The organism is Streptomyces sp. NPDC005374 (genome assembly GCF_042872225.1).
In the GTDB taxonomy this organism is placed as follows: domain Bacteria; phylum Actinomycetota; class Actinomycetes; order Streptomycetales; family Streptomycetaceae; genus Streptomyces.
Window position 1 is genome coordinate 234,338 of sequence record NZ_JBIAKA010000010.1, and the last position, 21,510, is coordinate 255,847.

A 21,510-nucleotide genomic window follows, 5' to 3' on the forward strand; every position below is an offset into this window, starting at 1 on the left:
TCGCAGACACTTGTCTCTACTGCGATCGCAGTAGGGCCGAACGCCTCGCCGGCGAACAGGTCAGTACAGCGGACGCGTCGTGTTCGGCGAGGTGGTCTCGGCCGAGTCTGCCGCCCCGTCGGCAGACGGGGACCTGCGGTTCACCGTCGCCCTGGCCGACGGCCGTCACATCAGCGCCCGCCGCGTCCTGGTGGCCACCAGCCTGAAGGATGTGCTCCCGGGGGTGCCCGGACTCGCCGCCGTCAAGGTGGTGCGCACACAAGGGTGAAGTTCTTGGAGCGACGTCCCGACTCGGCGTCACGGAGGGTTGCGTGATGAAGGGAATGAGTTATATCTATAAGCTCATAGCTCTCTTTGTAATGCGCTTGTCGGAGACGATCCACCGGGTGCGCCCCACGCCGCCGACCTCCTTGTGTGCTGATGGCATGGGCATGATCGGAGGGGTGCGCCACGGCCGTGCGCGGAGAACCCGCAGGCGACAGGAGACCCGAGTGCCGCCCCATGTTCCTGACAGGACCTTTCTCGCTGAAGCTCATCGGCTCGCAGACAGCCGGCGTGTCTTGTGGCGTCTCTCCGTCGGTGAGCTCCTGCTGCGCAACGCGGACCGGTATCCCGATCGGCCGGCCATCCAGGTGGCCTCCGACTCCGGCCTGGAGAGTCTGAGCTGGGGCGAACTGGCCGACCGGTCGCGTGGTGCCGCACACCAACTGCTGCGGCTGGTCGCCCCCGGCGCCACCGTCGGCGTATGGGCTGCGAACTCGGTGGCCTGGGTGGTGGCCGAGTACACCTGTGCGCTCGCCGGCGTCGTGCTCGTCCCGCTGAACACCTCGCTCGCCGACGCGGAGGTAGGGGATCAACTGCACCGGGCCGACGTGCGGTTGGTCCTGGCGGCGGAGGACCATCGCGGCAGGCCGTTGCTGGACCGTGCCCGGAAGATCGCGAAAGGTCTGCCGCGGGCGCCCCTGGTTCTTTCGCTGACGGAATGGGAGGAGAGGGGCACGGTCACGGGGAGCCTGCCGCGGGTGTCGGCGGACGCACCCTTCCTGATCCAGTACACCTCGGGGACCACAGGCCGGCCCAAGGGAGCGGTCCTGTCCCACTTCGCCTGCGTCAACACCGCCCGATTCGGGATGGATCGGCAACGCACCGGCGCGGACCACGAGGTCATGTGCTCGTTGCTTCCGCTGCACCATGTGGGAGCCTCGGTGTGCGGAGTGCTGGTCGCGGCCTCGCGGGGAGCCACGCTGGTCACGGCGCCACGCTTCGACGTCGGCCGACTGCTCGGGCTCATCGAGTCGACGGGGACCACGATTCTGGGAGTGGTGCCCACCATGGTCGCCGACCTGTTGGCGCATCCGGAGTTGGGCAACCGTGACCTCAGTGCGCTGCGTGTGGTGATGGGGGGTGGCGCGACGGTTTCACCCGGCATCGTCCGAGACTTCCAGCGGGCGCTGGGGGTGGAGTTCGTGGTCGGCTACGGCCAGTCCGAGAGTCCGCAGGCGTGTTCGACGGAAATCGGTGACAGTGATGAGGACAAGGCCCTGACTCTGGGGCGCCCGTCGCCGCACCGCGAGGTGCGCATCGTCCGCCTGGGCACGCCCGAGACAGCGGCGCTGGGAGAACCGGGAGAGCTGTGGATCCGTTCTCCGCTGAACATGACGCGTTACCACGACATGCCCGAGGAGACCTCGGCCGTGCTCGACGCCGAGGGGTGGCTTCATACCGGTGACCTGTGCAGCATGGACGGCCGTGGGCTGATCACGTTCCAGGGCAGGATGCGCGAGGTGATAATCCGGGGCGGTGAGAACGTCTACCCCCGGGAGGTGGAAGAGGTTCTGGAGACCCACCCTGCCGTCGCTGCGGCAGTGGTTCTCGGCCTCCCGGACGCCCGTCTCGGCGAGACAGTCGCGGCTTGCGTCCAACTGCGCCCGCACGCCGACCCCGACCCCGAGGGGCTGCGGGCGTACGTGGCCGAACGGCTCGCCTCGTTCAAAGTGCCCCGGACGTGGCGGTTCGTTTCCGAGTTTCCCTTGACCGGTTCCGGCAAGGTGCGCCGAGCCGAGCTACGGGGCGAGTTCGCGTCGTCCGGTCGGGACTGACCTTCGCTCGGACGGGCGACGGGCGACGGGGACGGCCGACGGGGCGGTGTGGGTTCCGGCTCGCTCCGACGGACAGGGGCGCCGTGATCGACTCTCGACGGCGGAGGTTCAGGGGTGCTCCGGGTGTGAGGCGGCCCGTTGCCACGCGGTCCAGAGAGCGTGTTCAGGCACCTGGTCTCCTCCCGGAACACGGCCGTCTCGGTACGGTAGCGTTCTCGGTATGAGCGAGGCGCGGAGATCGTCGGGACGTCAGCGCCCGACTGCCACGCGCGGGCCGGTGCGGGATGCCGCACGGGACGCTCGCATCATCGCGGCGGCGCTGGACCTGTTGGCCGAAGGCGGCTATGCGGCGCTGACCATGGAGAAGGCGGCGGTCCGTGCCGGCGTGGGCAAGGCCACGGTCTACCGGCGCTGGTCCTCCCGGGAAGATCTCGCCGCGGACGCCGTGGAGACCCTGGGATTCGCCGCTGGGCCGGACCAGGAAGCGCCGCATCCCACGACATTGCGCGACGACCTGGTGCGAACTCTGGTGATCACCTCGGGCTGCACGGACGGGAATCGGCATCGGCTGGTGGCGGTGCTGCTGGAGACCTCGCGCAGCCACGCCGAGCTGACCGCTGCGCTGCGGGAGAGGTTCGTCGCCGGCCAGCGGGCGGGAATCAGCGGCTGCCTGGAAAGGGCCATGACCCGGGGCGAGATCACCGATTCCCGCGTGGAGCGGTTGCTTGAACCCGGACGGCTGGAACTCGCGGCGGCGATCACGCTCCTCGTGCATCTGCCGTCATTGGAGGACCGGCCGTTGGGTGCCGAGGGTGTCGCACGGATCGTGGATCAAGTGCTGATGCCGCTCATCACAGGTTCCTCGAACACCTGAGCCAGTCACCCGCGCACGGCGATGACACAGAGCGAGCGAGCCTCGGGCCGCCGCGGCCATGGCCGGCGCCCCTCGGTCGCCCCGGGTAGCCGGCGTCCGCCCGCCGGAACGTCATCCCGTCCCCATCACTGGCCAGCCCTTTCGATCGACTCCCCGCGCAGGCATGTGCCCCGCATGCCGACCACCCCTTCGTTCCACGGACTCGACGCCAGCCCACGATCCTCGGCTCTGACCCCTTCCGGAACGTCTGGCACGTCACACCGAAAACCCTGAACGCCATCTACTCGATACGGTACCGTCTCGCGTTAAGGGGAGGCTGATGCAAGGTCGTCGTCTCCCGGTACACCTGCGAGAAAGTCTGGAACCGATCATGAAAAGGCTCATTGGCAAGACCGCGGTGGTTACCGGTTCGGCTTCCGGTATCGGTGCGGCGACGGCCGCCCGCGTCGCCGCGGAAGGCGCGCGCACCGTGGTCGCCGACATCAACCTCGACGGCGCACGGGAGGTCGCCCGCTCCATCACGCGGTCCGGGGGTGAGGCGACGGCGGTCCACCTCGATCTGGGTGACATCGCCTCGGTCCGCGCCGCCGTACAGTCCGCTGTCGACATCTACGGCGGGCTCGACATCCTGCACAACAACGCGGCGGCCACCCACCTGGCGGCCCGCTTCGACCTGCCCGTCCTCGAGGCCGACCCCGACATCTGGGACCAGACGATGCGCATCAACGTGCGGGGCACGATGGTCGCCACCCAGGCGGCGCTGCCCCACCTGATCGCGGCCGGCGGCGGGTCGGTCATCAACACCGTCTCCGCCTCCGGTCTGGTCGGTGATCTGAGGAACCCCGCCTACGGCGCTTCCAAGGCGGCCTTGATAGCGCTGACCCAGTACACGGCGACGCAGTACGGCAAGGAAGGGGTCCGCGCCAACGCGATCAGCCCCGGATACATCACCACTCCGGCCAGCAAGGCATCCGCTCACGGACAGGTCGCCGACACCATGCTGCGGCACAGCCTGACCCCGCGTCTCGGTCTTCCCGACGACATCGCGGCGGCCGTGGTCTTCCTCGCCTCCGAGGAGTCCGCCTACATCACCGGTCAGGTCATCAGCGTGGACGGCGGCCTCCTGGCCCACCAGCCCTACGTCGCCGACATGCGTTCCTGACCCCCCGCCCCGGGCCCGGCCGAGAGCGTCGGCGCCCGCTTTCCCACCACCGAACGTCCCCGCGCCGCGCCGCGCCAAGGGACCGAAAGGCAACGCCATGAACGCCCTGAGCAACACCACCGTTTTGGTCACCGGCGCCGCGGGAGACCAGGGAGTCGCCACCGTCCGGCACCTGCTGGAGGCCGGTCACACCGTCCGCGCCTTCGATGTCGCCGACCCCGACTCACCCCGTCCCCAGTACCTGCGCGGCCTCGGCGCCGAGTACGTACAAGGCGATCTGGCCGACAGTGCCTCCATCGACAAGGTCATGACCGGAGCGGAGGCCGTCTTCGCTGTCCCCGTCGGGGCTCCCGGCAGCGAGTCGGTCAAAACCGACAACGCCGCGCGCCTGATCGAAGGCGCCGAACGGGCCGACGTGGGCATGTTCGTCCAGACCACCGTCGCCGGCCTCGAACGCCACCTGGTCGCGGGCGACTTCGGCACCGGCCACCACGCCGACGAGTACGCCGCGGCCCGCCTGAAGATCGAGGCCCGACTGCGCACCTCCACACTGGAGCGCTGGGTGGTACTGCGGCCGGTGACACTGATGGAGAACTTCCTGCCGCCCAAGGCGTACGGCATGTTTCCCTGGCTGGCCGAGGGCCGCCTGGACTCCGTTCACGCCGTCGGCGTGCCGGTCCAGCTGGTCAGCGTCGTCGACATCGCGCGGTTCACGGTGGCCGCGCTGCGTGAACCGGAGCGCTTCGACCGGCAGATCATCGAACTCATCGCGGACGAGCTGCCCCTTGAGGAGGTCGCCACCTCCCTCAGTGATGCCACCGGCAGTCGCATCACGTATCAGCCCTTGTCCGTCCCCCGCGCCGTCGAGGCCGGAATGCGTCCTGGTGTCGCGCACAGCCAGGAGTGGGCCAATCGGATCGGCTACGGCGCGCCCTCGGCCGACGCACTCCACAAAGCGTGGGGCATCGCGATGACCCCCTTCGCCGAATGGGCCCGCGCGCACGCCGACACCTTCGACGTGCCGCACTGACGCATGGCCGCGCGATCCGCGGTGGCACGGGCCCAACACGCAGGCCAGGCCCATCTGAGGCGGCCTGCCCGCTCATGAATCGGCTCCTTTCAAGGTGCCGCGACAGCCCCTTGACCTCGCAGAACACCCATAAAGAAGCGCCTGAGGCTGTTGCCCACCGGTTGCGTTCGCCGGGACATCGGACGCCGGAGAGGCGACGAAGTGCGCGCGGTTCTCCGGTTCTTCCTTCAGGCAACATCCCCACAGGCCTTCAGTACAGGCAGCTGTAAGGTGACGCATGTCAGGTGTTAGGTGTCAGGTCTCAGGCTGGCGGTCTCGCATCGATCCGCCGACCTGGCTGTCGGAAGGTCAAGTGGCATGAAAATCACTGTTGACGAGCCCAAGTGCTGCGGAGCGGGCCAGTGCGTGTTGGTGGCTCCGGACGTGTTCGACCAGCGTGACGAGGACGGCATCGTGGTCCTGCTGGACGCGGAGCCTGCGGCGGATCAGCACTTCGCCGTGCGGGAAGCGGCTCAGGTGTGCCCGGCCGCGGCGATCCTCATCGAGGAGAGCTGAACGTGTCGGCCGCGACGGGACTTCACCGGCTTGTCGTGGTCGGCGGTTCGGCCGCGGGGCTGGGAGTCGCCGAGGAGGTTCGTCGTCGCGGCTTCACCGGCGACGTGGTCATGGTCGACGGGGAGCCCGGCCTGCCGTACGACCGGCCGCCGTTGTCGAAGCAGTTGCTGGCGGGGGAGTGGGAGATCGAGCGGCTCCTGCTGCGCCCGCGGGAGCAGTGGGACGCCCTGGGCATCACCCACCTGCCCGGCACCGCTGCCGTGTGGGTGGACGCCGATGCCTCGACGGTGGGTCTCGCCGGCGGTGGGCAACTCGCGTACGACGCCTTGGTCATCGCCACCGGCGCTGCGGCGGTGCATCCTCCTTCCCTCGGTGCCGGCCTGCACGGTGTCCAGGTGTTGCGGAACCTGCCGGACGCCCTCCGCCTGCGCGAGGCCCTCGGGCACGGTGGACGGCTGGTCGTCGTGGGTGCTGGATTCGTCGGTGCGGAAGCCGCGGCGGTGGCCCGGGGGATGAACATTGCAGTGACGATGGTCGACCCGCTGCCGCTCCCCATGGTCAACGTGCTGGGAGAGGACGTGGCAGGCATGATCGCGTCCCGTCACCACGGCGCCGGGGTCGACCTGCGGTGCGGCCGGGGAGTCGTCGAGGTGCTCGCCGAGGACAACCGGGCCACGGGGGTCGTGCTCGACGACGGCTCCGTGGTCGAGGCTTCCACCGTCCTCGTCGCGGTCGGCGCGCGTCCGGCGGTGGGCTGGCTCGCCGGATCCGGCGTGCCGCTCGGGAGCAAGGAGCGGGACGGCGTCGAGGGCGTGCTGTGCGATGCGCGGGGCCGGGCCGCGGAGCGGATCTGGGCTGTCGGCGACGTGGCCGCCTGGCTGGATCCCGCCACGGACCGCTACGTACGCAGCGAGCACCGGCTGGCCGCCACAGAACAGGGACGTGCGGTCGGCGCGGCCCTCCTGGGCGGCGAACCGGCCGCCCCCACGTTGCCCTATTTCTGGTCCGACCAGTACGACCTGAAACTTCAGTCCTACGGCTCCACGGGGCGGCAGATGGCCTTCACGGTCGTCGAGGGCTCCCTGGCGGAAGGCCGGTTCGTCGGGGTCTACGGCCATCGTGACTCCGAGGGACGCCCCCACCGGATCGACGGCGTGCTGGGTAACGGCATGGCACGCGCCCTGCGCACCTGGCGCCAGGCCGTACTCGACCGCGCGCCCTGGCCCGCCACCACCGCAGTCGCGGTTCCCACCCCCACAGCCGCAGGTTCCGCCACTGCGGCATCAGATCTTTGATCGAGGAAGACGACATGACGACGACCGCAGCAGAGATCCCCGCAGCCGACGAGTCATCGTTCTTTCCGGCTCCACGCAGTTGTCCCTTCAGCGAGCCGCCGCAGTACGCCGAGTTCCGGGAGGCAGGCGGACTGCACCAGGTCACCATCTGAAACGGCACCCGGCACTGGCTGGCGACCCGGCACGCGGACATCCGCGCCGTCCTGTCCGGCCCCTCCGTCAGCGCCGACGTACGCAACCCCGACTTCCCCCTGGTGCATTCCAACCAGCCCGAGCACGAAGGCGGGCTGTTCCTGCGCCTGGACGACCCCGAGCACCCGCGGCTGCGGCAGATGCTCACCAAGGAGTTCAACGTCAAGCGCACTCAGGCGATGCGTGGCCAACTGCTGGAGATCACGGATGAGTTGATCGACGCGATGCTCTCCAAGGGAGGCCCGGTCGACCTCATCGAGGACTTCGCCCTGCCGATGCCCTGTCTGGCGATCTGCCGGTGGCCCGCGCCGCACACCCCCACCTCGTGCGCGGCGGTGGCGGATCCGTCGTCACCATCTCCTCCATCGCGGCGCTGCGCGGTTTCGGCAGTGGTGCCTACGGACCCAGCAAGGGTGCGCTGCAGTCGCTGACCACCGACCTCGCCTACAGCTGGGGGCCGGACCACATCCGCGTCAACTGCCTGGTCCCGGGCCACCTGCACACCCCTATCGGGGACCACGGCGGCGCGGAGGGACGGCGGATGCGCAGCGCGGCCAACCTCCTCGGTCTGGAACGCACAGCCTGGGATCTGGCCTGGGCCGTTCTCTTCCTCGCGGGCGCGGAATCGCGCTGGATCACGGGTACGGTGCTCCCCGTCGACGCGGGCACCACCACGGCCACGGTGCTGGGCATGCTGCCCCGCATGAGTGCAGCGCAGGGAAAGGACACCGGTGACCAGCAGTGAACCCGGTGAGCGTCGCACCGCCGGCGAGCAGGTCGTACGGGAGATGTTCGGCGAGACCTTCCTGCAGAAGAACATGGTCGCTCCCGCGAGGGCACGGGCCCTGGAGCGGACATGGCCCGGCTCGCACTGGAGCAGTGCTTCGGCCAGATCTGGTCCCGGCCGGGTCTGGACCGCCGCGGTCGTAGTCTGGTCACGCTGGGCGTGCTCATGGCCCTGGGCCATCAGTGGGAGGTGCGCAATCACGTCCTCGGCGCTCTCGCCAACGGTCTGACCTCGGAGGAGATCCTCGAGGCCGTGCTCCAGACCGCTCCGTACATCGGGCTTCCCGCCGCCGGCCAGGCCATGACCACCGCGGCCCGCGCGCTCGAGGAGGCGTAACCGCGGCGCCTTGCGGGGCCACGGACACGACCGTGCAACCCCGCAAGGCGTCGCCTCCCGCAGAATGAGAGGCATGAACCAGGACGCCGCAACCAGCACCGACACCACCCGCAGACGTAACCCACGCGGCCAGGGCGATCGGCTCCGCGCGGAGATCCTGGCCGCCGTCGCACGTCTTCTCGACGAGAAACTGACCGACAACGCCCTCCCGGTGTCCCTTCGGGAGGTCGCGCGGGAAGTCGGCATTGCTGCCCAGAGCATGTATCTGCACTTCGCGGACAAGGACCAACTAGCCCACGCGGTTGCCGAGGACGGATACCAGCGGGTGGTCGCAGCGATGCGTGAGGCCAATATCCGGGCGGCGGATCACGGAGCCGATGCCAGCGAACGCCTCCGTGCCCAGGCGAACGCCTTCTGTGCCTTTGCCGTCGCCGAGCGCGGAGTCATCCGCATCATGTTCGGCCACGATGCCTCGAGCTTCGGCGAGCCCGGTCAGGAACACCCCGCTCGCGTTCTCTGGCAACAGTGGGTGGACGCCGTGCACGCCTGCGAGGGCGAGGGACTGCGCTGGCCGGACGGCGCGGAATCAGCCGCTTTACTGCTCTGGTCCGCGCTCCTCGGCCGGTTCGCGCTATGGACTTCGACCTTCGGACGGCACGACCAGAACGAACTCACCCTCTTCGCCGGTCGTGTCGTCGACACTGTCCTGCGTGACGGGAAACGGTGACCGGCCAACGGGTCAACGGCGTCGAGTGGGTGCCGACTTCACCGGCCGCGTACCGCCGGACTTGAGCTGGATGCCTGGAACGCAGACATGCCCAGGGAGAGGTTCGCGCAGTCGGTGAACCCGGAGCCGTGTCCGCCAGCAACGCGGGGCCGCCACCCGGAACGCCGTGGCTCCAACGGGCTCGGAGGAGCCACACGTAGGCGTCTCGCCGACCTCACCGGTCGTACGTCAGCGGGAGCCGACGAGCAGCCTCCCGCTTCTTCCCTCAGGAACAGCTGCACATCTGGTCAGACCATGTCACCGCGTGCGCCCTGGCTCGTCTCCCGTGCGGTGAGGACCGTACGGCAGAACGAGTTGACGGTGAGGTGATTGTCGAGTTCGATCGTTCGCCCGTCGGGGAGATCGACGGTGCCGGTCATCGTGGACAGCAGGTAGCAGTACATGCGTGTGCCGTTCGCGGTGGGCCAGTGGCTGTACGCGCGACCGTGGGCGGCGATCTCGACATCCACCTTGACTCCGTCGTTAGCCATCGCGAGCCGCCACTTGACCGGCAGGTTCATTCCGGTGCGGGGGTCCTCCCACTTCTCGGTGACCGCGAAGTGCATGTCACCGCGCCCGGTCGCGACGTTCACCTGTTGGTCGGCGAACTTGACGAAGCCGAGCTGAAGTCCGTCGCGGGGCTGGAAGAAGTTGACCTTGACGTCGTCCTTGATGGTGTAGAGCCACCACATCCAGTTCGGCGCGGGCAGGTTGGCGACCGGGTCGTTCGACTGTCCGGTGATGATGTGCTCGCGCACGCCATAGCCGTTGGTCAGCTCAAGCTCGTGCGCCGGGGTGCGGATCGTGCCGTCGACCCCGACGAAGACGTCGTAACCGGCGCGGTCCTGCTTGTCCGCCTCGGCGAAGGGGCCCCAGTTCCACAGCGGGGTGCCCTTCGTCCGGTAGGTGAGGTCGAACTCCGCGTCGCCCGCGGTCCCTTCCAGGCGCCACTGCGGTGGTTGGGCGACGAAGCGCAGGCCGTCGAAGTCCCAGGTGACGTCGTCGCTTCCTTCCGTGATGACGAGCTGCTCGCCGCGCAGACGCTCGGTCGGCGTCCAGCCGACTCGCACGAAGTCGTTGTCGGTCATCGTGCCCCGCTGGGACTTGGGCACGACGATGAGCTGCACCTCACGCTCGGCAGACGCTCCGGGACCCCAGACGCCCTTGCCGTTGCCGAACAGCGCATACCCGGCCGCCCACAGCAGCACGTCGTGATCGCCCGACTCCGCGACCACTCCCAGAGCGGTCTCCTCCCAGATGTCGGTCTGGTCCGAGGGGAGCGCGAGTGCCTCGAAGTGGCTTTTCTCGTCCTCCAGTGTCACCGGGGCGACCGAGTGGTCGATCTCGGTGTACTTGGCGCTGTAGTCGTCGGACACGTCGTACCTCTTTCTGTTCGTGAAGGCATGCTGACCGCGTGCCCTGGGACGTACGGGGGGCGAGGAAATCGAGTGTCAGGCTTCGCGGGTGGCGCACAGCGGCATCAGGACCTGGTCCACGAAGGTGAGGATGCGTTCGCGACCCGGGGGCTCGTCGCGGACGAGGATCTCGTGCAGGAAGAACGAACGTGCGAGGTCGGCCACGAACTCGGGATCGACATCGGGACGTGCCTCACCGCGCGCGACGGCGTCCTGGAGCAGCACTGCGCAGTACGTGGTCTCGTGCTGCCTGATGACCTGGCGGGCCATGGCGCCGAGATCGCCGTCGACGCGCGAGGCCACCAGCAGTCCGATCACGAGGTTGGCGGAGGCGCGGTAGGAGTCCGCCTGCGCCTGAAGGTTCGCGATCAGTGCTTCCCGCAGACGGTCCTCGCGGATCAGAGCCGGTACGCCCTCGACCTCTCGCTCGACGGCGCGACGCAGTGCCGCGACGAGCAGCTCGTCCTTGTTCGCCCAGCGCCGGTAGGCCGTCTTGGTGCTGGCTCCCGCCAGCTCGCACACGGCCACCACGGTCAGTTTGTCGTAGCCGACGGAGCGGAGGACCTTGAGTGCGGCGTCCAGAAGCGCCTGCTCCCGCTCTGTACTCATGGGCCGACCCGCAGGGCGGGTGTTCGTCGCATTCATCGGTTCTCCTTTCGATCGCATGAGGAAACGACACTATAGCGTTTCCTAATGCGATTCAATCGGAGTGACGCTCCGCCGGGCGTCCAGGGCGCCAGCGGCACACTGGGGACGTGTCGGACTGCTCGGGGGAGGATCCGGCCCTCCCCGTGCACTCGCCGGGACGAACTCCTCGGCCGTCGGGAGTCTCGGAGCACCCTGCGGTGAGGCGGGCCCGTGATCCGCCTCGCCGCCTGTCGGGTTCTGCGCCGGACATCGTCGCTTTATGCCGCGTCCGAGAGGAGTGCGGACCGGAGTTTCAACGACATGTGCGGTCCGCGGTGTGCTCCGTCATCGGTCGCCGGTGGCGCAGCACAGGGCGGCCACCTGACTCAGCACCGCCCGCCGGCAGGCGGTCAGGTCGAGTGAGCTGTCGGTGAACCATTCCCAGACGATCCCCCGGATCATGGCCATGACCGCGATGCTCACCGAGGCGGCGTCGACATCCGGGCGGACGGTAGCGAGCGTCTTGCCCTCCCGCAGCGCGGACTCGATCCGGCTCCGGAACGCCACGTTCTGCTCGTGGACCACCGACCGCAGCTCCGGCAACGAGGTGATCGCCTCGAAGGTGATGACGATGTAGGCGCGGGCCATGTCCGGATTCTCGTCGAGGCCGTCGAACACCGCGTCGATCTCGGCCTCAATGCGCGCGAATCCGCGGAGCGACTCGTCGAGCCGCGCCGGCGGATTGTGGTCGAGCACGTGCTGGACGACCGCCGTGAGCAGTTTCGGCTTGGAGCCGAAGTAGTGCGTGGCCAGGCTTCTGCTGTATCCGGCGCGCTCGCCCAGGTCAGCCAGTGTCATGTTCGCGTACCCGCCGTCGGCGAGCAGCCGGATCGCGGTGTCGACGATGGCGGAGCGGGCGGTACCGCGGCGCTGTGCCTGTGTACGTCTCGGCGTCCGAGTGATTGACGTCACCATGGAGCCATGTTACTTGTTGGGCGTCCAATTACTTGTTGGGCGCCCAACAAGTCGATGCAGACCTTGGGGGTCGGCATGGCAGACAGAGAAGTCGCCGTGGTGACCGGGGCCGCGAGTGGTCTCGGACTCGGGCTGGTCTCCAGCCTCGTCGCCAGGGGGATGAGCGCGGTGATCGCCGATATCGACGGCGAAGCGCTGGCATCGGCGGAGAAGCGCCTGCGCGCGGAAGGTGCGGATGTCCTCGCCGTCCGCACCGATGTCACCAAGTCCGAGTCGGTCCTGGAGTTGTCCGCGCGCACCCTCGACCGGTTCGGCCGGGTGGATGTGGTGTGCCTGAACGCCGGGGTCTCGTTGCGGGGACGGGCGTGGGAGCTGTCGGTCGCGGACTGGCGCTGGGTCTACGACGTCAACGTCTTCGGCGTCGTCCACGGGATCCAGGCCTTCGTTCCGGCCCTGCTGGACGCGGGTGCCGGTCACGTCGTGATCACTGCGTCGAACAGCGCCGCGACCACGCTCCCGGCGCTCGCGCCCTACGTGTCCAGCAAGCATGCCGTGGTGGCCGTCGCGGAGTCCTTGCAGCACGATCTGCGCGAGGTCGGCTCCGAGGTCCATGTCTCGGTCGTGCTGCCCGGCGCGATCCGGTCGGGCATGGCGGACGCGGTCCGCCACCGCCCGGCCGACTACGGCAGCGCGTCGGTTCCGGAGGAACTGGCCCGCGCGAGCCGCGTGTTCCTCGACCGGTTCGGGGCGGATCCGCGAGCGATGGCGGACGACGTCCTGCACCGCGCCCTGGACGAGCGTCGTTTCTGCATCTTCACCGACCCGGCGGACACGGCGATGCTCGTCGCCCACGCCGGAGCCCTGTCCGACGGCGGGCTTCCACCCCTGGTGGCGCCCGTCTCCCAGGAGGTCAAGTGAGTCAAGGAACCGTGACGTCGGCGGACGCGGAGGCGCGGGCTCGCAGCGCCGGCGTACCCGTCGTGGACTTCGACCCGGAATGCGATCCGGTCTTCAAGGACGACCCGCTCGGCACGATCCTGGCTGCGCGGCAGATAGGCGACATTTTCTACAGCACGGCGGCACGCGGTTTCTGGGTCGTCTCCCGGCACGAACTGTGCCGGGAGATCAGCCAGGACCCGGCCGGCTACTCGAACCGGGAGACGTTCACCTTCTACCGGAACCCGCCTCCGGTCTTCCAGAGCCCGGCGAACCTCGATCCGCCCGACCACGCCAAGATCCGGCGGTTGATCGCGCCGCTCCTGTCGCCCGCCGCGGTGCGCAGGCTCGAGCCGCGGGCCAGGGCCTCGGTCGCGGCGATTGCGGACGAGGTCCTCGAGCGGGGGGCCTGCGACTTCATGGCCGACGTGGCCCTGCGGATCCCGGCTGAGGTATTCCTCGAGCAGATGGGGCTGCCGCTCTCCCGCGCTGACGAGATCATCGCCACCCGGCTGCTGCCGGGCAAGCTCAACGCCAGCAATGACCCCGACGGCACGCTGCTCGCCGCGGCGGTGTCCGAGGTGCGGAGCATGTTCGAGGAGGTGGTGGCCGAACGCCGCCGCCGGCCCGCCGACGACGTCCCGAGCTATCTGCTGTCCCAGACCGTCGACGGCAGGCCGCTCAGCGACGAGGAGGTGCTGCAGCTGTGCCACACCCTGCTCGGCACGTCGCTGGGCACGACCGCGTCGACCATGGCGTTCCTGTTCCAGTGGCTCGCCGGGCAACCGGAGATGCGCCGACGCATCACGGACACACCGGAGGTGGTCCACGGCCTGGTCGACGAGGCGGTGCGACGCTTCCCGGCGATCCCGATGGTGTCCCGGACCGTTCGGGCCGACCGCGACGTTCGAGGGGTCACGTGGAAGGAGGGCGACCGGCTGCTGCTGCTCCTGGCCGCGGCGAACGCCGATCCCGACGTGTTCCCGGCGCCGGCGCACGTCGATCCGGAGCGCCGCCCGGCACGTCACCTCGGGTTCGGTGGCGGCGGACCGCATCGATGCGCCGGCGCGCTCCTGGCCCACATGGAGCTCCGCGTGCTCGTCGAGGAATGGCATCGACGCATCGCGGACTATCACCTCGGCGATCTGTCCGATCTCACGCACGAGGTGTCGGTCGCGGTCCGCATGACGAGCCTGCCCCTGGTGGTCGGCACGGCCGGCGTGCCGTCCGCGCGCTGAACCCTTTCCCCGGCTTCCCCGGCGGCAACACGCCCTTGCCAACGTCGTAAGGAGCAACACATGCCCCGCCTACGCCTGTCCTTCGACCTCCGCCGCCCCGACTTCGTCACTGCCGGCTCGGCCGAGCTCGCCGCGACGATGCTCGACATCTGTGAGTGGGCCGATCAGCTCGGCTTCGACATGACCTATTTCGGCGAGCACCACGCTGCCGAGGACCACTACCTGCCCTCGCCGCTGATCGCTTCGGCCGCCGCCGCCGGGCGCACCTCGCGGATGCGGTTCCGGCCCATCCTGCTCACTCCGCTCTACCACCCGATCCGCCTCGCCGAGGACATCGCGGTGGCCGACCTGCTCAGCGGTGGCCGGATGAGCCCGGTGTTCGCCGCGGGGTACCGGCAGCAGGAGTTCGACATGTTCCAGGTCGGCCTGGGCGAGCGGCGGCGCCGGCTCATCGAAGCCGTGGAGGTCTGCAAGCAGGCCTGGACGGGCGAGCCGTTCGACTTCCGAGGTACCACCGTCACGGTCACCCCCCGCCCTGCCCAACAGCCCCGCCCGCCGATCATCATGGGCGGGGCGGCCGAGGCCCCCTCCCGGCGCGCCGCCCACCTCGGCGACGGCTTCGATCCCGCGGAGCCGCGCTCATGGGACCACTACCGCGACGAATGCCTCAAGCTGGGGAGCGACCCGGGTCCGTGGGTCCCCCGCGGCCCGACGTTCCTGTACGTCACCCACGACCCCGACGCGGCATGGGCGGAGGTCGGCCCGAACCTCCTGCACGCCGCGAACACTTACGCCCGGTGGATCGCGGACTCCGCGCAGGGGAAGAGCGAGTGGTACCCCCCGATCGCATCTGTCGACGAGCTGCGGGCCGGGGGTGCCTACGAAATAGTCACTCCCGAGCGCTGCGTCGCCATCGGTCGCGAGCTCGGACCGGAGGGGCACCTGATCCTGAGGCCGCTCTTCGGCGGGACCGAGCCGAAGAAGGCGTGGGCCAGCCTGCAACTCTTCGAGTCCGAGGTCCTGCCCCACCTTGAGGTACCCGACCCGGCCCCCGTGACGATCTGAGATCGGTGCTCTATCAGCGCCCTGCAGAGCAGTTTCCAGCTGCACCAGCTCAATCACGCGCACTGGCGGGACATGCAGTCGCCGGCCGGACATCAGGCATCTCATTCACCTGAACATCGAAGCGGAGCGAAGTGGATATGAAGGGAAAGCGACTTACCGGACAGGTCGTGCTGGTCACAGGTGCAGGGCAGGGCATCGGCCGGGGAATCGCGCTCGCACTGGCGAAGGAAGGGGCGCAGGTCGCCCTCGCCGGCCGGACGAAAGCGAAGTGCGACCTTGTCGCCAAGGAGATCGAATCGGTTGGCGGAACGGCGCTGTCGCTGGCGTGTGACGTCACCGACCGGTCCCAGGTCGACCGCACTGTCGCGGAGACGGTGGAGCAATTCGGGAGCCTGCACGGCCTGGTGAACAATGCCGCCTCCAGCGACCAGCAGCCACTCGCGGAGGTCACCGACGCCGACGTCGAGCTCTGCTGGCGTTCCGGTGCGATGGGCACCCTGTACGCGATGCAGGCGGCGCTGCCGCATCTGCGGGCCTCAGGCGGTGGCTCGATCGTCAACTTCGGCTCGAGCACAGCGGTGTACGGCAACGCCACCTTCGGCGCCTACGCCATGGCGAAGGAAGCAATCCGCGGACTCTCCCGGGTCGCCGCACGGGAGTGGGGGCGCTACGGCATCCGAGTCAACGTGGTTGTGCCGGTGGCCATGTCGCCGACTTCTGTGGAGTTCGCGCACAAGCACCCGGAACGCTTCGACGCGATGCGGAACTCGCTCGCGTTGCGTCGGGTAGGTGACTGCGAGACGGACATCGGCCGTGCGGTCGTTTCGCTCATGTCAGACGATCTCTCGTACATGACCGGCGACACGCTGATGCTGACCGGCGGCATGTGACCCGCGCGGGCGGTGTGCCCTCCGGGGTGCCGTCTCGCGGCACGGCACGCAGGAGACGCTCACGGCATTCCTCGCTGACGGACCACGCATTGACGTCAAGTCCTTCTCGGGCGTGTCCCGTTGGGGTGGCCGAGACGCAGGTACGCGGTGCGCAGGTCGTCTCCGAGTCCAGTGAGGTTGCCCCGCGGGACGTGGATGAGGACGCCGCCCGGCACCGGTGCTGGGTCGAACCGCTCGGCGACTTCGCCGCCGACCTCGGACTCTTCGGACCGGTCTGCGTCGCTCCTCAGCGACCCTTCCAGAGTGGGGCGCGCCGCTCGGCGAAGGCCAGCGGGCCCTCCATGGCGTCCTCCGAGTTGATGACGTGTTCGTAGTGGACCTCGTTGGCCTCCCAGGCGCTGCTCTCCGGGAGCCGCGACGACTCCTGGATCATCTTCTTGCCGGCCGTGACCGCCAAGGGTGCATTGCGCGCGATGGCCCGGCCGAGGGCGACCGCTGCCTCCAGCACGTCGGGGCCGGCGGTCACCTGGTTGACGAGTCCCCAGCTCAGCGCCTCGCGAGCGTCGATCGTGCCAGCGGTCAGAGCGAGTTGGAGGGCGCGGCGCGGCCCGACCACGTGAGGGAGCCGCACCAGGCCGCCGCCGCTCGCCACAATGCCGCGCGATGCCTCGGGCAGGGCGAACGTGGCGTGGTCGGCGCATACCGCGAGGTCGCAGGCCAGCACGAGCTCGAGGCCTCCGCCGTACGCCAGTCCGTTGATCGCGGCGATGAGCGGCGTGTCCGGCCGGTTCTTGAGCATCTTCGTGACGAAACGTGCGCCGTCACCGTTCATCGGCCCGGCGGCCCTCTCCTTGAGGTCGCCACCTGCGCTGAAGGCGCGCTCACCGGTACCGGTCACGACGATCGCGCGAATTGCGGGATCGGATTCCGCCGCGGCGAACGCCTCGGTCATGGCACGGCTGAGGCCGACAGAGAGGGCGTTCAGGACATGCGGCCGGTTGATACGCAGGATGCGCACCGGGCCGTCGGTGCTGACGATGAGAGGCGTGGACGGCTCGGTGCCGCTCGTGTGGCGGTGAGTGTGGCTGCTCATGCTGTGACCGACCCCTTTGCAGGACTAATTAGTGCTATTAGTTAACTACATAAGCGCTCGAAGTGTCCGAGAACCCGTCGAATCAGTTGACTGATTGCTCTGATGGCTGGAAGATCTGAGCAGCTGAGCCGCGAGGAGGCGCCATGGCCGGTGACAGAGACATCGCTGGCCGGTTTTTCGAGCCACAGGTGGAGACCATGCCCCGTGAACAGCTGCGGGCACTGCAGGAGGAACGGGTACTCGGTCTCGTCGAGTACGCCTATGCCAACTCCACGTTCTACCGGGAGTTCTGGGGCGAGCACGGGGTACACCCGCGTGACATCCGGTCACTGGAGGACTTCCGCGCCCGCGTGCCGTTCATGACCAAGGACATGGTGCGCTCCTACCGGGCCCGTACCGGCGACGCCTTCGGCGGTCTGCTCTGTGTCCCGGTCGAGGAGCTGACCTCGGTCTCGTCCAGCTCGGGAACCACCGGGGACCCGGAGTTCTTCGCCGAGATCTGGCAGGACGCACCGCCCCTGGTGACCGCGCAGGTCCGCGATCTGTGGGAACTGGGCGTGCGGCCCGGTGACCGGGTGTTGAGCCCGGCCGGCACCATGCGCAACCTGATGGACCTCGGCTACCAGGCGCTGGGCGCGGTGGTCATCGAGGTGGACGCCTGGCTCGGGAAGATGAACGACGTCGTCGAGGTGCTGCGGACCTATCGCCCGGCCTACATGCAGTTGTTGTATCCGCAGGTGGTGGAGTTGGAGCACCTCGCTGAGAAGGTGGACCTGAGGGAGGCGTTCTCCTCCGTCAAGGGCGTCTCGTGCGCCGGGCAGCCCCTCAGTCGGAGGATGCGCGAGCGCATGCGCGACGAGTGGGGCGTCGAGGTGTACGAGTACACCAGCGCCGCCGACACCGGCACCGCGTGGGAGTGCCGGGAGCGGGACGGCTATCACCTCTGGGAGGACACCGTCTACCCGGAGAGCGTCGAGGTCGACGAGAACGGCTGGCGCGACGTCGCGGAGAGCGACCTCGGCGAACTGGTCGCCACCGATCTGGACAACCGGGCCGCCCCGCTGATCCGCTACCGCAGCGAGGACCTCGTGCGTCTGTCGCGGGAGCGCTGCCGTTGTGGGCGCACCCATGCACGTTTCTGGGTGGCGGGGCGTCGTGGTGACGAGACGCTGGTCCGGGGCCGTGTCGTGGTTCTGCGGGACATCTGGCAGGCGGTGGAGGATCAGCCGGAGACGGCGGCGGGCGTGTTCCAGATCGTCCGGCAGCGGCGCGAGGTCGACGAACTCCGGCTGCGGGTCGGCTACGACCCCGAGGTCACCGGAGATGTCGACACGCTGGCCGGGCGGCTGATAGAGGCCGTGCGGGAGCGGACCGGCGTCGAGCCGGTGCTGGAACTGCGCACTGAGGAGGACCTGCTGAAGACCATGACGAGCGTCGCCAAGTTCCCCCGGATGGTGAAGAGTTGATGGCACGAACCGATTCGCCTGCCGGGCCGGGACGCTGACAGCCTCCGGGTTCGAAGGCTTCTGGGACCATGCTGTGATCGGTGCCCTGCGGACGCTGGGAGTCCCGTACGGCATTGCCGCAACGATGGGCTGGGACCACCGCCGTACCGCGAAGGTCTTTGATCATCTTCTGGTCGAACGCCGGTCGTTCGGCCGCTCCGTTGAAGAGGCTGTGCACCGCGTACAGCTCGTCGGTGGCCGGGTCGCCCGGGGAGTCGGCGAGGGCGAGAGTGGTCTCTCCTTCGGCGACCGCGAAGTTGAAGAAGTCCGGCCCGGGCACGTGGAGGACAGCGCGTGCGTCGCGCAGCAGGTTGCGGCAACTTTCTTCCCGGCCGGGGTCAGCCCGTGGCCGTGATGTGTGCTCTTGCCGACGTCCAGGCCAAGGAAGACGCCCATCCCGTCGATCTCGATCACCGTGCCCCCACATCGTTCGATCCGGTGCCGGCCCCGGCGGTGGGTCCGTTCGCGCGCATCCACGTTATGCAGACCTGCCGCCCGCAGTTGGCCGGGCATTGCGCCCGGCCGGGCGGTGGTCGGGCCTCTGGTCAGCGTCTCCGACGGGACCCCTCGAGCCCGGTGACACCACCCCCCAGGTCATCCGATCGACAGGGGGCAACAGTCATGCCGGGCCCGGAGGCCAGCGGCCCTCTTGCAGGACCGCGAAGAAGATAACGGGGGCACCCCTCGCTTCCCGAAGGCAGGTCTGCCCGAGCAGGTCGGCATCGCCTCGGGGCGCCTGACCCAACCCGAGGAGGTGGCGGACCTGGTCGCCTTCCTGCTGTCGGAGCGCGCCGCCAACATTCATGGCGCCAGTCACATCATCGACGGCGCAGCGCGGCCGCTCATCCCCTCCCACCGGTCAGGAGCAGTCAATGACAGTCGTCACCGATCCCTCCTTCGACCTCGACCTCGACCCCGACGTCGCTTCGAGCGCCGACGAGGCCGTGCGGGCCTGGCAGATGGCCGAGAACGCCTTCGCCGCCGTCGCCCTTCGACCCACGGGTCGGCACGGCCTCAGGGCGGCCGTGCGCACCCGGGCGCTCGGCGACCTCGTCATCGCCGACTGGAGCACCCCCGACTTCGAGGGCGTCCGCACCCGTGAGATGGCTGACGCCGACTCAGTCATCCTGGTCACCGTGTCCGAGGGGCGCCAGATCATCGAGACGTCCCACGATGCGCTCGTCCTGCGTCCGGGCAGCCTCGCCCTCGTCAACACCGGCCGGCCAGGCAGGGTCGTAGTGCCGGGGACGCTCGTGAAGCGGGCCATCCGCATTCCGATGACGGCACTCGCCCCTTTCGACACCGGACATGGGTCTCCGCAGTCCGTCGTCTTCGAGGCCCGCGACAACGCTCTGTCCACCCTGCTCCACGACCACGCCGCCGCATCGACCAGTACCTGGGCGGCATGTCACGGCTCGAGATGGAAACGGCGCGTAACGCCCTGCTGGTGCTGGTGACCGGCCTGCTGCGGTCGGCCCAGCCGCCGCCCGTCGGCGAGACCAGTGGGCTCTCGTTCCTGCGCACACGCATCGAGGCCTCCATCATCGAGCGCCTGCCCCAGGGGGCTATCAGCGTCAGCGAGCTGGCCGCGACCCACAACGTCGCCGTCCGTACGGTGCAACGAGCCTTCGCCGAGAGCCGAGAGCCGAGAGCCGAGAGCCGAGAGCCGAGAGCCGTGAGACGGTACGGTCGGTGGCGCGCAGGCATCGTCTCGCCGCCGCTCGATCCGATCTGGTCAACACGTCGTTGCCCATCGCACGGATCGCCGTTCGGTGGGGGTTCTGCGACGCCAGCCACTTCAGCCGACAGTTCCGGCGCGAGTTCTCGATGTCTCCGGGTGACTATCGCGACGCCTACGCGGTGACAGAACTGACCCCCGGGGCGTGAGCCACGCGATGAGTCGAAGGGCGGCGCTTTCATGGGGCGGGATGGAACTGTTCGACCCAGAGCGGGCCGACCTCCTCGCGGATCTCCGGCGCCGACTTGCAGTCCAAGTATTTGACCTATAGGTCAAATACTTGCTACGGTAGCGAGCATGGGCAGACCGAAGGGCTTCGAGCCGGACGTGGTCATCGCGCAGGCGATGGAGACGTTCTGGACCAAGGGCTACACCGACACCTCACCGGCCGACCTCGCGGAGGCGACCGGAGTGGCCAAGGGCAGCCTGTACCACTCCTTCGGCTCCAAGCGTCAGCTGTTCGGCAAGGTGCTGGACCTCTACGGCCGGACGCGAGCCGAGCAGGCTGATGAGTTCCTCTCTCGGCCGGGCACCGCCAAGGAGCGCATCCGTGCCTACTTCGTGCTGCTCATGGACGCGGACCTGGACGGGCCGGTCCGGCGCGGGTGTCTGGCGCAGAACACGGTCGGGGAGCTCGGCGGACGTGACGCGGAAGCCACCCGCGCGGTGCTCCGCATGGAACAGGGCCTGATCGAGCTCCTCGCCGCCCGCATCGCGCAAGGGCAGCGGGACGGTGACGTCGACCGAGACGTCGACGCCGGAGCGCAGGCGCTGTTCCTCCAGAACACCCTCGCCGGACTGCGGGTCATGGCCAGGACGTTCGAGCGGCCGGCGCTCCATCGGATCATCGACACGGCCCTCGCGGGCCTCTGAGGCGCGCCACCTCGGACGATGGCCTTTTTGTGGCCTAATTTTTGACCTTCAGTTCAAGA

At 68.9% G+C, this 21,510-nt stretch carries 23 protein-coding genes and 2 pseudogenes; 21 read left to right on the forward strand and 4 right to left on the reverse strand.

All coding sequences use genetic code 11. From position 1 onward, the window contains the following. Positions 1-61 precede the first annotated feature (61 nt). The 12 genes and pseudogenes from ACFYRX_RS26225 to ACFYRX_RS26280 form a co-directional block, all read left to right on the forward strand. Positions 62-238 (forward strand): annotated as a pseudogene (locus tag ACFYRX_RS26225) (NAD(P)/FAD-dependent oxidoreductase); the annotation flags it as partial. 322 nt (positions 239-560) lie between these two features. Then, entirely contained in the window at positions 561-2,099 is a 1,539-nt protein-coding gene (locus ACFYRX_RS26230; RefSeq protein WP_389104260.1) for a class I adenylate-forming enzyme family protein, read from the forward strand. A 220-nt stretch (positions 2,100-2,319) separates the two neighbouring features. Continuing rightward, a complete protein-coding gene (locus ACFYRX_RS26235) occupies positions 2,320-2,973 on the forward strand; it encodes a TetR/AcrR family transcriptional regulator (protein ID WP_389104263.1) in 654 nt (217 codons plus the stop codon). Positions 2,974-3,343: 370 nt separating this feature from the next. Further along, complete coding sequence (locus ACFYRX_RS26240; RefSeq protein WP_389104266.1) at positions 3,344-4,135, forward strand: SDR family NAD(P)-dependent oxidoreductase; 792 nt, start codon at positions 3,344-3,346, stop codon at positions 4,133-4,135. A gap of 97 nt (positions 4,136-4,232) precedes the next feature. Beyond that, the gene (locus ACFYRX_RS26245; RefSeq protein WP_389104269.1) at positions 4,233-5,165 is read left to right on the forward strand and encodes an NmrA family NAD(P)-binding protein; all 933 of its coding nucleotides are present in this window, start codon (positions 4,233-4,235) and stop codon (positions 5,163-5,165) included. 357 nt (positions 5,166-5,522) lie between these two features. Next, the gene (locus ACFYRX_RS26250) at positions 5,523-5,720 is read left to right on the forward strand and encodes a ferredoxin (RefSeq protein WP_389104272.1); all 198 of its coding nucleotides are present in this window, start codon (positions 5,523-5,525) and stop codon (positions 5,718-5,720) included. Positions 5,721-5,722: 2 nt separating this feature from the next. After that, positions 5,723-7,015 (forward strand): NAD(P)/FAD-dependent oxidoreductase, encoded by a 1,293-nt coding sequence (locus ACFYRX_RS26255; protein WP_389104275.1) that lies wholly within the window; start codon positions 5,723-5,725, stop codon positions 7,013-7,015. A gap of 14 nt (positions 7,016-7,029) precedes the next feature. Then, positions 7,030-7,167 carry a hypothetical protein gene (locus ACFYRX_RS26260; protein WP_389104278.1) on the forward strand — a complete coding sequence of 46 codons (138 nt, stop codon included), beginning with the start codon at positions 7,030-7,032 and terminating at the stop codon, positions 7,165-7,167. Positions 7,168-7,269: 102 nt separating this feature from the next. Further along, positions 7,270-7,638, forward strand: a complete 369-nt coding sequence (locus ACFYRX_RS26265; protein ID WP_389104281.1) for a hypothetical protein — start codon at positions 7,270-7,272, stop codon at positions 7,636-7,638. Further along, on the forward strand, positions 7,533-7,952 hold the full coding sequence (locus tag ACFYRX_RS26270; protein WP_389104284.1) for an SDR family NAD(P)-dependent oxidoreductase: 420 nt from the start codon (positions 7,533-7,535) through the stop codon (positions 7,950-7,952). Before ACFYRX_RS26265 ends, ACFYRX_RS26270 begins: the two co-directional genes overlap by 106 nt. A gap of 111 nt (positions 7,953-8,063) precedes the next feature. Next, positions 8,064-8,330, forward strand: a complete 267-nt coding sequence (locus tag ACFYRX_RS26275) for a carboxymuconolactone decarboxylase family protein (protein ID WP_389104287.1) — start codon at positions 8,064-8,066, stop codon at positions 8,328-8,330. Positions 8,331-8,403: 73 nt separating this feature from the next. Next, positions 8,404-9,057 (forward strand): TetR/AcrR family transcriptional regulator, encoded by a 654-nt coding sequence (locus ACFYRX_RS26280; protein ID WP_389104290.1) that lies wholly within the window; start codon positions 8,404-8,406, stop codon positions 9,055-9,057. A 287-nt stretch (positions 9,058-9,344) separates the two neighbouring features. On the opposite strand, the gene ACFYRX_RS26285 is transcribed toward ACFYRX_RS26280, so the two are convergent. From ACFYRX_RS26285 to ACFYRX_RS26295, 3 genes are all read right to left on the reverse strand, one after another. Beyond that, a complete protein-coding gene (locus ACFYRX_RS26285; protein ID WP_389104293.1) occupies positions 9,345-10,472 on the reverse strand; it encodes a hypothetical protein in 1,128 nt (375 codons plus the stop codon). 75 nt (positions 10,473-10,547) lie between these two features. Further along, positions 10,548-11,120 carry a TetR/AcrR family transcriptional regulator gene (locus ACFYRX_RS26290; protein ID WP_389104296.1) on the reverse strand — a complete coding sequence of 191 codons (573 nt, stop codon included), beginning with the start codon at positions 11,118-11,120 and terminating at the stop codon, positions 10,548-10,550. A gap of 363 nt (positions 11,121-11,483) precedes the next feature. Further along, entirely contained in the window at positions 11,484-12,113 is a 630-nt protein-coding gene (locus ACFYRX_RS26295) for a TetR/AcrR family transcriptional regulator (RefSeq protein ID WP_389104299.1), read from the reverse strand. Between the two features lie 75 nt (positions 12,114-12,188). On the opposite strand from ACFYRX_RS26295, the gene ACFYRX_RS26300 reads away from it, so the two are divergent. The 4 genes from ACFYRX_RS26300 to ACFYRX_RS26315 all read left to right on the forward strand — a co-directional run bounded on the left by ACFYRX_RS26300 (position 12,189) and on the right by ACFYRX_RS26315 (position 16,242). Then, a complete protein-coding gene (locus ACFYRX_RS26300) occupies positions 12,189-13,031 on the forward strand; it encodes an SDR family NAD(P)-dependent oxidoreductase (RefSeq protein ID WP_389104302.1) in 843 nt (280 codons plus the stop codon). Beyond that, positions 13,028-14,287 (forward strand): cytochrome P450, encoded by a 1,260-nt coding sequence (locus tag ACFYRX_RS26305; RefSeq protein ID WP_389104304.1) that lies wholly within the window; start codon positions 13,028-13,030, stop codon positions 14,285-14,287. Before ACFYRX_RS26300 ends, ACFYRX_RS26305 begins: the two co-directional genes overlap by 4 nt. A gap of 60 nt (positions 14,288-14,347) precedes the next feature. Then, positions 14,348-15,352, forward strand: a complete 1,005-nt coding sequence (locus tag ACFYRX_RS26310) for an LLM class flavin-dependent oxidoreductase (RefSeq protein WP_389104306.1) — start codon at positions 14,348-14,350, stop codon at positions 15,350-15,352. Between the two features lie 167 nt (positions 15,353-15,519). Beyond that, positions 15,520-16,242, forward strand: a complete 723-nt coding sequence (locus ACFYRX_RS26315) for an SDR family NAD(P)-dependent oxidoreductase (RefSeq protein WP_389104309.1) — start codon at positions 15,520-15,522, stop codon at positions 16,240-16,242. 286 nt (positions 16,243-16,528) lie between these two features. On the opposite strand, the gene ACFYRX_RS26320 is transcribed toward ACFYRX_RS26315, so the two are convergent. Further along, positions 16,529-17,335 carry an enoyl-CoA hydratase/isomerase family protein gene (locus tag ACFYRX_RS26320; protein ID WP_389104311.1) on the reverse strand — a complete coding sequence of 269 codons (807 nt, stop codon included), beginning with the start codon at positions 17,333-17,335 and terminating at the stop codon, positions 16,529-16,531. Positions 17,336-17,532: 197 nt separating this feature from the next. On the opposite strand from ACFYRX_RS26320, the gene ACFYRX_RS26325 reads away from it, so the two are divergent. From ACFYRX_RS26325 to ACFYRX_RS26345, 5 genes and pseudogenes are all read left to right on the forward strand, one after another. After that, complete coding sequence (locus tag ACFYRX_RS26325; RefSeq protein WP_389104314.1) at positions 17,533-18,801, forward strand: phenylacetate--CoA ligase family protein; 1,269 nt, start codon at positions 17,533-17,535, stop codon at positions 18,799-18,801. Positions 18,802-18,874: 73 nt separating this feature from the next. Continuing rightward, complete coding sequence (locus tag ACFYRX_RS26330; RefSeq protein ID WP_389104667.1) at positions 18,875-19,195, forward strand: hypothetical protein; 321 nt, start codon at positions 18,875-18,877, stop codon at positions 19,193-19,195. Positions 19,196-19,712: 517 nt separating this feature from the next. Next, complete coding sequence (locus tag ACFYRX_RS26335; RefSeq protein ID WP_389104317.1) at positions 19,713-20,297, forward strand: hypothetical protein; 585 nt, start codon at positions 19,713-19,715, stop codon at positions 20,295-20,297. Between the two features lie 181 nt (positions 20,298-20,478). Beyond that, positions 20,479-20,727, forward strand: a pseudogene (locus ACFYRX_RS26340) (helix-turn-helix domain-containing protein); the annotation flags it as partial. A gap of 148 nt (positions 20,728-20,875) precedes the next feature. Next, positions 20,876-21,451: a TetR/AcrR family transcriptional regulator gene (locus ACFYRX_RS26345; protein ID WP_389104320.1), complete on the forward strand. Its 576-nt coding sequence runs from the start codon at positions 20,876-20,878 to the stop codon at positions 21,449-21,451. The last annotated feature ends 59 nt before the right edge of the window (positions 21,452-21,510 follow it).

Bases quoted from the DNA above. Each gene is read 5' to 3' on its own strand.
- ACFYRX_RS26290 (WP_389104296.1), bottom strand. From the start codon at position 11,120: ATGAGTACAGAGCGGGAGCAGGCGCTTCTGGACGCCGCACTCAAGGTC.
- ACFYRX_RS26280 (WP_389104290.1), top strand. From the start codon at position 8,404: ATGAACCAGGACGCCGCAACCAGCACCGACACCACCCGCAGACGTAAC.
- ACFYRX_RS26250 (WP_389104272.1), top strand. From the start codon at position 5,523: ATGAAAATCACTGTTGACGAGCCCAAGTGCTGCGGAGCGGGCCAGTGC.
- ACFYRX_RS26235 (WP_389104263.1), top strand. From the start codon at position 2,320: ATGAGCGAGGCGCGGAGATCGTCGGGACGTCAGCGCCCGACTGCCACG.
- ACFYRX_RS26325 (WP_389104314.1), top strand. From the start codon at position 17,533: ATGCCCCGTGAACAGCTGCGGGCACTGCAGGAGGAACGGGTACTCGGT.
- ACFYRX_RS26320 (WP_389104311.1), bottom strand. From the start codon at position 17,335: ATGAGCAGCCACACTCACCGCCACACGAGCGGCACCGAGCCGTCCACG.
- ACFYRX_RS26240 (WP_389104266.1), top strand. From the start codon at position 3,344: ATGAAAAGGCTCATTGGCAAGACCGCGGTGGTTACCGGTTCGGCTTCC.
- ACFYRX_RS26310 (WP_389104306.1), top strand. From the start codon at position 14,348: ATGCCCCGCCTACGCCTGTCCTTCGACCTCCGCCGCCCCGACTTCGTC.
- ACFYRX_RS26275 (WP_389104287.1), top strand. From the start codon at position 8,064: ATGGCCCGGCTCGCACTGGAGCAGTGCTTCGGCCAGATCTGGTCCCGG.
- ACFYRX_RS26260 (WP_389104278.1), top strand. From the start codon at position 7,030: ATGACGACGACCGCAGCAGAGATCCCCGCAGCCGACGAGTCATCGTTC.
- ACFYRX_RS26345 (WP_389104320.1), top strand. From the start codon at position 20,876: ATGGGCAGACCGAAGGGCTTCGAGCCGGACGTGGTCATCGCGCAGGCG.
- ACFYRX_RS26295 (WP_389104299.1), bottom strand. From the start codon at position 12,113: ATGGTGACGTCAATCACTCGGACGCCGAGACGTACACAGGCACAGCGC.
- ACFYRX_RS26335 (WP_389104317.1), top strand. From the start codon at position 19,713: ATGACAGTCGTCACCGATCCCTCCTTCGACCTCGACCTCGACCCCGAC.
- ACFYRX_RS26245 (WP_389104269.1), top strand. From the start codon at position 4,233: ATGAACGCCCTGAGCAACACCACCGTTTTGGTCACCGGCGCCGCGGGA.
- ACFYRX_RS26300 (WP_389104302.1), top strand. From the start codon at position 12,189: ATGGCAGACAGAGAAGTCGCCGTGGTGACCGGGGCCGCGAGTGGTCTC.